The organism is Streptomyces sp. A0592, from assembly GCF_004795115.1.
In the GTDB taxonomy this organism is placed as follows: Bacteria; Actinomycetota; Actinomycetes; order Streptomycetales; family Streptomycetaceae; genus Streptomyces; species Streptomyces erythrochromogenes.
In genome coordinates, this window is sequence record NZ_SSBM01000003.1 from 265,503 (window position 1) to 278,190 (window position 12,688).

Annotated in this window: 9 protein-coding genes; 1 reads left to right on the plus strand and 8 read right to left on the minus strand. The window is 72.6% G+C overall.

The window, feature by feature from the left end:
* Positions 1 to 161: 161 nt before the first annotated feature.
* Genes E6U81_RS06585 through E6U81_RS06605 form a run of 5 tightly spaced genes read right to left on the minus strand, consistent with a single transcriptional unit; the run spans position 162 to position 7,435 of the window.
* Complete coding sequence (locus E6U81_RS06585; RefSeq protein ID WP_136229130.1) at positions 162 to 1,322, minus strand: acyl-CoA dehydrogenase; 1,161 nt, start codon at positions 1,320 to 1,322, stop codon at positions 162 to 164.
* Positions 1,319 to 3,247 carry a biotin carboxylase N-terminal domain-containing protein gene (locus E6U81_RS06590; protein WP_136229131.1) on the minus strand — a complete coding sequence of 643 codons (1,929 nt, stop codon included), beginning with the start codon at positions 3,245 to 3,247 and terminating at the stop codon, positions 1,319 to 1,321. Before E6U81_RS06590 ends, E6U81_RS06585 begins: the two co-directional genes overlap by 4 nt.
* An 8-nt stretch (positions 3,248 to 3,255) precedes the next feature.
* Positions 3,256 to 4,854, minus strand: a complete 1,599-nt coding sequence (locus tag E6U81_RS06595; RefSeq protein WP_136229132.1) for a carboxyl transferase domain-containing protein — start codon at positions 4,852 to 4,854, stop codon at positions 3,256 to 3,258.
* Positions 4,851 to 6,572 carry an acyclic terpene utilization AtuA family protein gene (locus E6U81_RS06600; RefSeq protein ID WP_136229133.1) on the minus strand — a complete coding sequence of 574 codons (1,722 nt, stop codon included), beginning with the start codon at positions 6,570 to 6,572 and terminating at the stop codon, positions 4,851 to 4,853. Before E6U81_RS06600 ends, E6U81_RS06595 begins: the two co-directional genes overlap by 4 nt.
* Entirely contained in the window at positions 6,569 to 7,435 is an 867-nt protein-coding gene (locus tag E6U81_RS06605; RefSeq protein WP_136229134.1) for a TIGR03084 family metal-binding protein, read from the minus strand. The genes E6U81_RS06600 and E6U81_RS06605 overlap by 4 nt, the downstream gene beginning before the upstream one ends.
* Before the next feature lie 330 nt (positions 7,436 to 7,765).
* Between E6U81_RS06605 and E6U81_RS06610 the strand changes: the two genes are divergently transcribed.
* A complete protein-coding gene (locus E6U81_RS06610; RefSeq protein ID WP_136229135.1) occupies positions 7,766 to 9,388 on the plus strand; it encodes a CocE/NonD family hydrolase in 1,623 nt (540 codons plus the stop codon).
* 956 nt (positions 9,389 to 10,344) lie between these two features.
* Here E6U81_RS06610 and E6U81_RS06620 read toward each other — a convergent pair.
* The 3 genes from E6U81_RS06620 to E6U81_RS06630 all read right to left on the minus strand — a co-directional run bounded on the left by E6U81_RS06620 (position 10,345) and on the right by E6U81_RS06630 (position 12,685).
* Complete coding sequence (locus E6U81_RS06620; RefSeq protein ID WP_136229136.1) at positions 10,345 to 10,800, minus strand: GNAT family N-acetyltransferase; 456 nt, start codon at positions 10,798 to 10,800, stop codon at positions 10,345 to 10,347.
* 593 nt (positions 10,801 to 11,393) lie between these two features.
* Positions 11,394 to 11,750 (minus strand): DUF1801 domain-containing protein, encoded by a 357-nt coding sequence (locus tag E6U81_RS06625; protein ID WP_136229137.1) that lies wholly within the window; start codon positions 11,748 to 11,750, stop codon positions 11,394 to 11,396.
* On the minus strand, positions 11,750 to 12,685 hold the full coding sequence (locus E6U81_RS06630; RefSeq protein ID WP_136229138.1) for an EamA family transporter: 936 nt from the start codon (positions 12,683 to 12,685) through the stop codon (positions 11,750 to 11,752). The genes E6U81_RS06625 and E6U81_RS06630 overlap by 1 nt, the downstream gene beginning before the upstream one ends.
* Between the last annotated feature and the right edge of the window lie 3 nt (positions 12,686 to 12,688).

Genomic DNA, 12,688 nt, shown 5'->3' on the forward strand with positions numbered 1-12,688 from the left:
GATCCCGCCGAGCCGAAACCAGCCCCCACCCCGCCGAGCACCCCGCAAGGGAAGGGCCGAGGAGACACCCCGGCGGCGGCCCCACACCCCGACCGAACCGACCCCGCCGAGCCGAAACCAGCCCCCACCCCGCCGAGCACCCCGCAAGGGCGCCGTTGGGGCTAGTAGGACTTGGGGAGGCCCAGGGTTTGGTGGGAGATGAAGTTGAGGATCATCTCGCGGCTGACCGGGGCGATGCGGGCCACGCGGGAGGCGGTGATGAGGGAGCCCAGGCCGTATTCGCGGGTGAGGCCGTTGCCGCCGAGGGTGTGGACAGACTGGTCCACCGCTCGGACGCAGGCCTCGCCCGCCGCGTACTTCGCCATGTTCGCGGCCTCGCCCGCGCCCATGTCGTCGCCCGCGTCGTACAGCGCGGCCGCCTTCTGGGTCATGAGGCGGGCCAGTTCCAGTTCGATGTGGGCCTGGGCCAGCGGGTGGGCCACGGCCTGGTGGGCTCCGATCGGCTCCTTCCACACCTGGCGGGTCTTCGCGTACTCGATGGCGCGGGCGAGGGCGTAGCGGCCCATGCCGATGGCGAAGGCCGCGGTCATGATGCGTTCGGGGTTGAGGCCCGCGAAGAGCTGGAGGAGGCCCGCGTCCTCGTCGCCGACCAGGGCGGAGGAGGGCAGCCGGACCTCGTCCAGGGTCAGTTCGAACTGCTTCTCCGCCGCCTGGAGTTCCATGTCTATGACCGAGCGGCCGAAGCCCGGGGTGTCGCGCGGGACGATGAACAGGCAGGGCTTGAGGCGGCCCGTGCGGGCGTCCTCGGTGCGGCCGACGATGAGGGTGGCGTCGGCGATGTCGACGCCGGAGATGAAGACCTTGCGGCCGGTGAGGATCCAGTCGTCGCCGTCGCGGCGGGCCGTGGTGGTGATGCGGTGGGAGTTGGATCCGGCGTCGGGTTCGGTGATGCCGAAGGCCATGGTGCGGCTGCCGTCGGCGAGGCCGGGGAGCCAGGTCCGCTTCTGGTCGTCCGTGCCGAAGCGGGCGATGACCGTGCCGCAGATGGCGGGCGAGACGACCATCATCAGCAGGGGGCAGCCCGCCGCCCCGAGTTCTTCGAGGACGATGGCCAGTTCGGCGATGCCGCCGCCTCCGCCGCCGTACTCCTCGGGGAGGTTGACGCCGAGGTAGCCGAGCTTCGCGGCGTCGGCCCACAGTTCGTCGGGGTGGCCGCCCTCGCGGGCGACGCGGGCGAGGTACTCGCGGCCGTAGCGCTGCCCGAGGGCGGCGACGGCGGTGCGCAGGGCCTTGTGTTCGGCGGACTCGATGGTGGAGCTCATGACTGCGGTTCCTCCTGGACTACGGCGAGCAGGGCGCCGTACTCGACCTGTTGGCCGGTGACGGCGTGGAGCGCGGTGAGCGTGCCGGAGGCCGGAGCGAGGATGCGGTGCTCCATCTTCATGGCCTCCAGCCAGAGCAGGGGCTGCCCGGCGGTGACGGGGCTGCCGGGGGCGAGGCCTTCGGCGACGCGGACGACGGTGCCGGGCATGGGGGCGAGCAGGGAACCCGGTTCGGTGCGGTCCTGGGGGTCCGGAAACCGCGGTACGGGGGTGAGGGTGTGGGCTCCGAGCGGGGAGTCGACGTAGACCTCGGTGCTGTTCGAATTTCGTTTCACGTGGAACATCCGGCGGATGCCGTCGACTTCGAGGGTGACGAGGTGCCGCGCGGCCGACAGGACGCGGACGCCGGGGTGGTCGACGGGGTGGTACTGGACCTCGTACTCGGCGCCGGCGGCGGTGTAGCGGCGGGTCTGTGGCTGGGAGCGGAGGTTGCGCCAGCCGCCCAGGCGGGCGGCGAGGGGGGCGTCCGGGGCGGGGGCGGCGTCGGCGAGGGCGGCGGCGAGGGCGGCGGCGAGGGCGGCGGTGCCGGCGTCCGGGGTCGTCCCGGTGAGGGCGGCGAGGTGGCGCTCGTAGAAGCCGGTGTCGAGCTGTGCGGCCCTGAACTCCGGGTGGCGCAGGGAGCCGACGAGGAGGGCGCGGTTGGTGGTGAGCCCGTGGATGCGGGCTCCGGCGAGGGCGTGCGCGAGGGCGCGTACGGCTTCGGCGCGGGTGGGGGCGTGGGCGACGACCTTGGCGAGCATGGGGTCGTAGTGGATGCCGACGGTGTCGCCGTCGGTGAAGCCGGTGTCGACGCGGACCGTGCCGGGGATGTCGAGGGTGTGCAGGACGCCGGTCTGGGGGCGCCAGTCCTGGGCGGGGTCCTCGGCGTAGAGGCGGGCCTCGACGGCATGGCCGCTGGGCTCGGGGGGTGCCGGGGGCAGGGCCCCGCCCTCGGCGACGCGCAGTTGGAGGGCGACGAGGTCGAGGCCGAAGACGGCTTCGGTGACGGGGTGTTCGACCTGGAGGCGGGTGTTCATCTCCAGGAAGTAGGGCCGCCCGTCGGCGGTGACGAGGAACTCGACGGTGCCCGCTCCCCGGTAGGAGACGGCGCGGGCCGCGGCGACGGCGGCGGCGTGGAGGCTCTCGCGCAGGGTGGCCGGCAGGCCGGGAGCGGGGGCCTCCTCGATGACCTTCTGGTGACGGCGCTGGAGGGAGCAGTCGCGGGTGCCGAGGGCCCAGACGGTGCCGTGGGCGTCGGCGAGGATCTGCACTTCGACGTGGCGGCCGCGCTCCACGTAGGGCTCGGCGAAGACCTCGCCGTCGCCGAACGCGGAGGCCGCTTCGGCGGACGCGGCGTGGAGGGCCTCCTTGAGGGCGTCCAGGTCGCGGACCACGCGCATGCCCCGGCCGCCTCCGCCGGCGGCCGCCTTGAGCAGGAGCGGCAGTTCGGCGGGGGTGGCGGTGGCCGGGTCGACGGGGTCGAGGAGCGGGACACCGGCGGCGCGCATGAGTTCCTTGGCCCGGGTCTTGGAGGCCATGGCCTCGATGGCCTCGGGGGGCGGGCCGATCCAGGTCAGGCCGGAGTCCTGGACCTGGCGGGCGAAGTCGGCGTTCTCGGAGAGGAAGCCGTAGCCGGGGTGGACGGCGTCGGCTCCGGCGGCGAGCGCGGCCTTGATGACCAGGTCGCCGCGCAGGTAGGTGTCGGCGGGGGCCGCGCCCGGCAGCCGTACGGCCGCGTCGGCGGCGCGGACGTGCAGGGCGTCGGCGTCCGGGTCGGAGTGGACGGCGACGGTGGCCAGGCCCAGGTCGCGGGCGGTGCGGAAGATCCGTACGGCGATCTCGCCCCGGTTGGCGACGAGGAGGGAGGTGATGGGCTGCTGGGTCATGTGCGGGCTCACATCCGGAAGACGCCGAAGCCGCCACGGGCGCCCTCGACAGGGGCGTTGTGGACGGCCGACAGGCACAGGCCGAGGACGGTACGGGTGTCGCGCGGGTCGATGACGCCGTCGTCGTACAGCCGCCCGGACAGGAACATCGGGAGGGACTCGGACTCGATCTGCGCCTCCACGAAGGCGCGCATCCCGGCGTCCTGCTCCTCGTCGTACGGGAGTCCCTTGGCGGCGGCGGACTGCCGGGACACGATGGAGAGGACCCCTGCGAGCTGCTGGGGGCCCATGACGGCGGACTTGGCACTGGGCCAGGCGAAGAGGAACCGGGGTTCGTAGGCGCGGCCGCACATGCCGTAGTGGCCGGCGCCGTAGCTGGCGCCGATGAGCACGGACAGGTGCGGGACCTTCGAGTTGGAGACAGCGTTGATCATCATCGAGCCGTGTTTGACGATGCCGCCCTGCTCGTACTCCTTGCCGACCATGTAGCCGGTGGTGTTGTGGAGGAAGAGGAGCGGGATGTCGCGCTGGTTGGCGAGCTGGATGAACTGCGCGGCCTTCTGGGACTCGGCGCTGAACAGCACGCCCTGGGCGTTGGCGAGGATGCCGACCGGGTAGCCGTGGAGGGTGGCCCAGCCGGTGACGAGGCTGGTGCCGTAGAGCGGCTTGAACTCGTCGAAGTCGGAGGCGTCGACGATGCGGGCGATGACCTCGCGGGGGTCGAAGGGGGTCTTCAGGTCCGGCGGGACGATCCCGAGGAGTTCCTCCGGGTCGTAGAGGGGCTCCTCGGCCTTCGGCGGGTCCTGGTGGGGCTTGCGGTGGTTCAGGCGGGCCACGATGCGGCGGGCCTGGCGGATCGCGTCGTACTCGTCGAGGGCGTAGTGGTCGGCGAGTCCGGAGGTGCGGGCGTGCATGTCGGCCCCGCCGAGGGACTCGTCGTCGCTCTCCTCCCCGGTGGCCATCTTGACCAGGGGCGGGCCGCCGAGGAACACCTTGGACCGGTCCTTGATCATGACGGTGTGGTCGGACATTCCGGGGACGTACGCGCCTCCGGCGGTGGAGTTGCCGAAGACGACGGCGACGGTCGGGACGCCCTCGGCGGAGAGCCGGGTGAGGTCGCGGAAGATCGCACCGCCCGGGATGAAGATCTCCTTCTGGGAGGGCAGGTCGGCGCCGCCGGACTCCACGAGGCTGATGACGGGGAGGCGGTTCTGCCGGGCGATCTCGTTGGCCCGCAGCGCCTTCTTCAGCGTCCACGGGTTGCTGGCGCCACCGCGGACGGTGGGGTCGTTGGCGGTGACCAGGCACTCGACGCCCTCGACCGTGCCGATGCCGGTGACCATGGAGGCGCCGACGGGGTAGTCGCTGCCCCAGGCGGCGAGCGGCGACAGCTCCAGGAACGGGGTGTCGGGGTCGAGGAGCAGCTCGACGCGCTCGCGCGCCAGGAGCTTGCCGCGCTTCTTGTGCCGGGCCGTGTACTTGTCCCCGCCGCCCTCCAGGGCCTTGGCGTGCTCGGCGTCGAGGGCGTCGAGGCGCTCCAGTGCGGCCGTACGGGCCCTGGTGTGCTCGGGGGCTTGGGGGTCGACGGTGGTGCGCAGGCGGGTCATGGGCCGGTCCCCTCCGGGGGCGGGAGCAGGTGGGCGGGGATGTCGAGGTGGCGGGCGCGCAGCCATTCGCCGAGGGCCTTGGCCTGGGGGTCGAAGCGGTGGCCGGAGGCGACTCCGTCGCCGAGGATCCCGGTGACGGTGAAGTTCAGGGCGCGGAGGTCGGGGAGTTCGTGCCGCTGCACGGCGAGGCCGCGGGTCTCGGGGAGCAGGGCCTGGAACCGGTCGACGGTCAGGGTGTCGCGCAGCCAGGCCCAGGCGGGGCCGGAGCGGACCCAGACGCCGACGTTGGCGTCGCCGCCCTTGTCTCCGCTGCGGGCCCCGGCCAGCGCCCCGAGGGGGGCGCGCACGGTCCCCTCGGGCTCCGCCGCTGGGACTCGGGGCACGCCGGGTTCCGTCTGCGGGGCGGAGGGCGGCTCCGCCGCCGGGGCTGCGCCTCCCGGGGCGGGCATCGGTACGCGGGTGCCGTCCGGGAGGACCGCGGTGTGCGGGACCTCGTCCGCGGGGACGAAGGCCGAGGAGAAGACCCCGTAGGGCTGGGCCGGGCCGGGTGGGGCGCAGACGTGGAAGCCCGGGTAGCTGCCGAGGGCCAGCTCGACGGCCTTCGAGGTCAGGGTGCGGCCCACCCGGTCCGGGGACGGGTCGCGGACCACCAGGCGCAGCAGGGCGCTCGCAGTCTCCTCCGTGTCGGCGTCCGCGTGGTCGGTGCGGGCCAGGGTCCAGGCGGCGTCGGCGACGCCCTCCAGGGTCTCGGCGAGCTGGGACCGGACCAGTTCGGCCTTCGCCTCGATGTCCAGGCCGGTCAGGACGAAGACCACCTCGTTGCGCCAGCCGCCGATCCGGGTCACGCCCACCTTGAGGGAGTCCGGCGGGCGCTCCCCGCGCACTCCCGTGATGCGCACGCGGTCGGCGCCGTCGTCGGTCAGCCGGACGGTGTCCAGGCGGGCGGTCACGTCCGGGCCCAGGTAGCGGACGCCCTGGGTCTCGTAGAGGAGTTGGGCGGTGACGGTGCCGGTGGTGACGGCCCCGCCGGTGCCGGGGTGCTTGGTGATGACCGCCGAGCCGTCCGCGGAGATCTCCGCGAGCGGGAAGCCGGGGCGCCGGACGTCGTGGGCGGTGAAGAAGGAGTAGTTGCCGCCGGTGGCCTGCGTGCCGCATTCCAGGACGTGGCCCGCGACCACCGCCCCCGCCAGCCGGTCGTGGTCCTCCGGCGCCCAGTCGAACCACCAGGCGGCCGGGCCGCTGACCAGTGCCGCGTCCGTGACCCGGCCGGTGACGACCACGTCCGCGCCGGCCCGCAGGCAGGCGGTGATCCCGGCGCCGCCGAGGTAGGCATTGGCCGTCAGGGCGCCGTCCTCGCGCGAGGTGAGGTCGTCGCCCTCGACGTGGGCCACGGAGACGGGCACGCCCACCTTGGCGGCCAGCGCCCGTACCGCGTCGGCGAGTCCGGCCGGGTGCAGGCCGCCCGCGTTCGTGACGATCCGTACGCCCCGCTCGTGTGCGAGCCCGAGCCCCTCCTCCAGCTGGCGCAGGAAGGTCTTGGCGTAGCCGAGGTCCGGGTTCTTCAGGCGGTCCCGGCCCAGGATGAGCATGGTCAGCTCGGCCAGGTAGTCCCCGGTCAGTACGTCGAGCGGGCCGCCGGTGAGCATCTCGTTCAGGGCGCTGAAGCGGTCGCCGTAGAAGCCGGACGCGTTGCCGATGCGCAGCGGCCGCCGGCTCATCGCCCGGCCCCCCGGTCCGGTCCGGCGCCCGGCTCCCGTCCGGCGCCCGGCTCCCGTCCCGTGCCCGGCTCCCGTCCCGTGCCGGCCGGGCCGGCGAAGGCCTGGGCGATGTCCAGCCAGCGGTCCGCGTCGGGGCCGGTCGCGGTCAGGCCCAGGTCGGCGCGGTGGGCGCGCTGGGTGGCCAGTAGGCAGAAGTCGAGGGCGGGACCGGTGATCCGCTGCGGGGCCTGTGGCGGCCCGTACGCCCAGACCTCCGCGCCGTCGGGCGCGGTCAGCTCCACCCGGAACTCCGCTTCGGGGGCCGGCAGTCCGCGTACGGCGTAGGCGTAGTCGCGGGCCCGTACGCCGATGCGCGCCACGTGCCGCAGCCGTGCGGTCGGGGTGCGGCGCACTCCGAGGGCGTCGGCGACGTCCTGGCCGTGCGCCCAGGTCTCCATGAGGCGGGCGCTGGCCATCGAGGCGGCCTTCATCGGCGGCCCGTACCAGGGGAAACGGGTGTCGGGCGAGGCCGCGGCCAGGGCCTGCGCGAGCGCGTCGCGGGTGTCCCGCCAGCGGGTGAGCAGTTCGGCGGGCGGCAGCGCCGCGCCCTCGCGCGCGCCGTCGTCGACGAAGGATTCGGGGGCTTTCAGCGCCTCCTCGACCATGGCGCCGAAGCCCGTGGCGTCGGTGAGGGAGAGCAGCGAGGCCCGGTCGGTCCAGTGCAGGTGGGCGATCTGGTGGGCGACGGTCCAGCCGGGTGCGGGAGTGGGCCGGGCCCAGTCCGGGGCGGGCAACCCCTCGACGAGGGCGTCGAGTTCACGCCCCTCCTCGCGCAGATCGGTGAAGACGGCGACGGCGTCGTCGACGGCGGACGGATCGGGCACGGTGCGCTCCCCTTCTCGGCGTGAGGGGAAGACTGGCAGCACCCAAGAAAACAATCAAGCACGCTTGCATGATTTTCTCGACGGGCGTCGAACGGGGTGGCACCTTCCCGCCACCCGCACCAAACCACCCGAATCCACCGGCAGTTGATCCACATCCGCACCGGCCGCAGGTCTCGCAGCCCGACCGCACCGGGGACCGCGGAAAGCGATTCAGGCCGTAAGCCGGAAACTCGCGAAACGTCACCGGATGTCCCGCCGATACTGAACGCTCCGCTCCGGGCCCGGGCGGGCGCCCACGTTCGTATCACTCGACGCAGAGGATGAACCGACGTGACCCCAGCCGCCCGACCCCCTTTCTCCCTCTATCCCGAACTCGACGCGACCGCCCTCGGCGCCTTCGTCTCCGCCCTGGAGAGCGGCGACGTCACCGGCCTGCCGCCCGCCCGCGCCGCCGAGGTCGCCGAGGCGCGCGCCCTCGCCGTCTTCACCCGCGGCAAGGTCACCGGAGCCGATGGCGACCTCCTCGACGCGGCGCTCTGGCGGCACACCGGGGCGCAGCCGCGCCCGATGATCGTCATGCCCTCGCCCTGGACCGGCCTGGGCTGGCTCGCGTACGCCGTCCAGGCCACCCTGTTCGCGGCCCGCGGGTACAACGTCATCGCCTACTCCGCCCGCGGCTTCGCCGGATCCGAGGGCCAGGTCGACGTGGCCGGCCCGCTCGACGTCGCCGACGGCAGCCGCGCCCTGGACCACCTGATCGAGCGCAGCACCGGCCCCGTGACGAAGGTCGGCTTCCTCGGGGACTCGTACGGCTCCGGCATCAGCCAACTGGTCGCCGCCCACGACACCCGCGTCGACGCCGTGGTCGCGCTCAGCACCTGGGGCGACCTCGGCGAGGCCTTCTACGAGAACTCCACCCGCCATGTCGCGGCGGTGCGGGCCCTGCTCAAGGCCGCCGCAAAGGCCCGGTTGAGCCCGCAGACGCAGAGCGTCTTCGACAACGTCCTGACCGGCAGCGACGTCCGTGGCACCCTGCGCTGGGCCGAGGTCCGCTCGCCCTTCACCCACATCAAGGAACTCAACCGCCGCCAGGTGCCCGTCTTCTTCTCGCACGCGTGGCACGAGACGCTCTTCCCCGCGAACCAGACGCTGCGGATGTTCAACGAACTGACCGGACCCAAACGCATCGCGCTGTCCATCGGCGACCACTCGGGCCCCGAGATGTCGGGCGTCCTCGGCCTGCCGAACCGGATCTGGACGGACGCCCACCGCTGGTTCGACCACCACCTCAAGGACATCGACAACGGCATCGGGGACGAGGGGCAGTTCATCGGCGAGGTCATGTGGAGCAAAACCCTCGAACCCCGCCCCACCTGGCCCTCCGTCACCGAGCACCTGCAACGCCTCTACCTCGCCGACGGCGGCGAGCTCGGCCCGGAGGCGGAGGCCGGCTGGACGGCGACCGTGCTGTGCGGGATGGACACCCCGGCGACCGTCGCCGACAAGGTCGTCGAGTCCGGGTACGCGGAGATGGCCGGCCGCCCGAAGATCTACCTGACCGAGGACATCGACCGCACCGTCGCCGCCGTCTGGACGGCCGAACCGGCAGCGGAGACGGTCCGGCTGCGCGGCACGCCCCGGCTCCGCGTGACCTACCGCGCGGCGAACCCGGGCTCCACCTTCGTCGCGTACCTCTTCGACACGGCCCCGGACGGCTCGGCCCACCTCGTCACGCACGCCCCGTACAGCGACCTCGACTCGCCGCCCGACAGCCTGATCAGCGCGGACATCGAGCTCCAGGCCACGGCGTACGACGTGCAGCGCGGGCACCGCCTGATGCTGGTGATCGACGCCCGGGACCCGTTCTACGCCGACGCCAACCTGCCCCGCGCGACGCTGGCCTTCACCTCCCCGGAGGCCACCCCGTCGTACCTGGACCTCCCCCTCGGCTGATGCCGTACGCCCGCCCAGCCGGTCCCCCGCGGCCGTCCGGGCGGGCGCACGCTCCAGGGATGACGCACGGGAGGCGGCTCCGGTTGCGGACTTTCTGCGGGGCGGGGGTGGGAGGTGCGGGGTGGTGGCGTGCGAGCGGTGTTTCGGTGGGGCGGTATCAGAGTTGCGCTGGGGGTTTCCCGTCCGTCCTATCGTCTTCCGTGTCGTGCCGGTCCCTCAAGGGCGCTCCTTCGTCGCGTCGCTTCGCGATGGCCTTCGGCCACCCTTGACCGCCCGTCCCGCCCCGGAAAATCGAGGACAGCCGGGAAGCCCCCAGAAGAACGGGCCGGGGGAGAAGACACCTTCGGGGCGTCGGAGAGGCCCGGGCAGAGCTCGCGCGCCCCGGATCGCTACGCGGTCCTGCCCGACGGCGTCCGCAGGCCTCTTGGGCTGGACATAGGCCGCCATCGATCGCTACACGCGTCTCCGAGACGGCGTCCGCGGGCCTCTTGGGCTGGGCATAAGCCGCCATCGATCGCTACACGCGTCTCCGAGACGGCGTCCGCGGGCCTCTTGGGCTGGGCATAAGCCGCCATCGATCGCTACACGCGTCTCCGAGACGGCGTCCGCGGGCCTCTTGGGCTGGGTATAAGCCGCCATCGATCGCTACACGCGTCTCCGAGACGGCGTCCGCGGGCCTCTTGGGCTGGGCATAAGCCGCCATCGCTCACCAGGCGCTTCTCCGAGACGGCGTCCGCCCCTCGTTCGGGGCTGAGAGGGGCAGATTCGAGGGACGGAGAGCCCATCCATCGGCCCAGCCGATGCCAACCCCCATCAAGACCAAAGCAAGGTCACAACCACACACCCAAACAAGGGCAATTGGTGCAAATGGAAGCCCCTTTGGGGTCCCTGCCCGCCCAGACCTGGATGGGCATCGCCTCAGCCGTCATCTGACGGTTTCCCTCCCACGGCAGGGGTCAGATCGCCTGCGTCATGTCGCTGATGTAGCGGCGAAACCCTTCCGCTCGGGTCTGGAAGCCGCACGACTCGTAGAAACTGTGGACGTATTCGTCGTCGGCTGCCAGCAACTGCACCTTGTAGCAACCGGCGGACGCTCCCAGCCGAACGACCGCCTCCATCAGTTCACGCCCGACGCCTCGCCGCTGAAACGCCTCGGCGACCACGACGTTTTCCACGAAGAGGATCGCCCGGCCACCACGGGTGAGGTTCGGCAGGACCAGGCAGTCTGTGCCGACCACGACACCTTCGGCGTCCGCCACCAGCACGGTCCGCCCCTGCTGACTGGAGATGGTCGCCCATATGACATCGGCCTTCTCCTGAAGCAGTGGTGCGTCGTCAGGGTTCAGCTCCCCGTAGAGAGTCAGCAGGGATGGCAGGTCCGCCCCGACAGCCGACCTTACGATGATCTTCATGCGCCAAGCTTAGAGTGACCAAGACATCCCAGGTCAGCAGGCTAATGGCCAGCTCTGGGCGGTCTGCAGTCGCGTGATCGAGAAGCACGTAGCGATCTGAGGCGGCCTATGTCCAGCCCAAGAGGCCTGCAGGCGCGGTCTCGGAGACGCGTGTAGCGATCGATGGCGGCCTATGTCCAGCCCAAGAGGCCTGCGGACGCCGTCGGGCAGGACCGCGTAGCGATCCGGGGCGCGCGAGCTCTGCCCGGGCCTCTCCGACGCCCCGATGGTGTCTTCTCCCCCGGCCCGTTCTTCTGGGGGCTTCCCGGCTGTCCTCGATTTTCCGGGGCGGGACGGGCGGTCAAGGGTGGAGCGCAGCGACATCGCGAAGCGACGCGACAAAGGAGCGCCCTTGAGGGACCGGCCCGACACGGAAGACGATAGGACGGACGGGACACCCCCAGCACAACCCTGATACCGCCCCACCGAAACACCGCCCCCGCACCACCGCCCCACGATCAGCCATCCCGCCCCGGCGAAACACCGCTCCCCCGCCGCCACCCGCCGCGCCTCCGGCCTCGGTCGGGGTCAGGTGCCGGCTGCTGCGGGTTCCCTCAGCACGCCTGGCCCGGGCCCGCCTGGGACGTGGCGCGGAGGAGGTCGCGGACGAGGTCGAAATCGACCTTGGCGGGGTTGCGGAAGCGGAGGCAGGCTTTGCCCATGTCGTGAGCTGCCAGGCGGTCCGCGAAGGCGTCCCGTACGTCCGTGCGCATCAGGTAGAAGGAGATGTACTGCTTCTGGTTCGCCCAGGCGATCTCCCCGTCGGTCCCGCCCGGCCGCACGTACACCGGCATCCCGTAGGCGATGCGCTCCTCGAAGCCCTTGAGCTCCGTCACGCACAGCTCGCGCAGGCGGGCGAGGGCCGGGCGGCGGGCTTCCGGGGCGGCGTCCAGGTAGGCGGCGACATCCATCAGGCGGGCTGCTTTCTGATCTGGGAGCGGACCGCGCCCATGCTGGCCGCGATGACGAGGGCGATGGCCAGGGCGTCCAGCGCCGACATGGCCTGGTTGAGGACGAGGAAGCCCGCGGTGGCTGCGATGGCCGGCTCCAGGCTCATCAGGATCGCGAAGGTCGGGGCCGGCATCCGCCGCAGGGCGAGGAGTTCGAGGGTGTAGGGCAGTACGGACGACAGTACGGCCACGCCGAGGCCCAGGGCCAGGGTGCTCGGGACCAGCAGGTCCGAGCCCGCTTCGTAGACGCCCAGCGGCAGCGAGAGGACGGCTGCGGCGGCCATCGCGAGGGCCAGGCCGTCCGCCTGCGGGAAGCGGCGGCCGGTGCGCGCGCTGAACACGATGTACGCCGCCCACATGGCGCCCGCCCCGAGCGCGAAGGCCGCGCCCAGCGGGTCGAGGGAGCCGAAGCCGAGGCCGCCCCCGCCGTGCCCGGACAGCAGGGCCACGCCGCCGAGGGCGAGCCCGGCCCACAGGAAGTTCACCAGGCGGCGGGAGACGACGACGGACAGCGCGAGCGGCCCGAGGACCTCCAGGGTGACCGCGGGGCCGAGCGGGATCCGGTCGATGGCCTGGTAGAAGAGGCCGTTCATGCCGGCCATCGCCACGCCGAACGCGACGACCGTGCCCCAGTCGGAGCGCGTGTACCCGCGTACCTTCGGCCGGCACAGGAGCAGCAGCACGATCGCGGCGGCCGCGAGGCGCAGGGTGACCACGCCCGCCGCGCCGGCCCTCGGCATGATCATGACTGCGAGGGCGGCCCCGAACTGGACCGAGATGCCCGCCGAGATCACCAGTGCGACCGGGCCGAAGCGGGACCGGGCCCCCTCGGCGGAGGGGTCGGCGGGGAGTGCGGCGGCGGGGGTGCTCGTCGGGGACGCGGTAGGTGCGGGCATGCA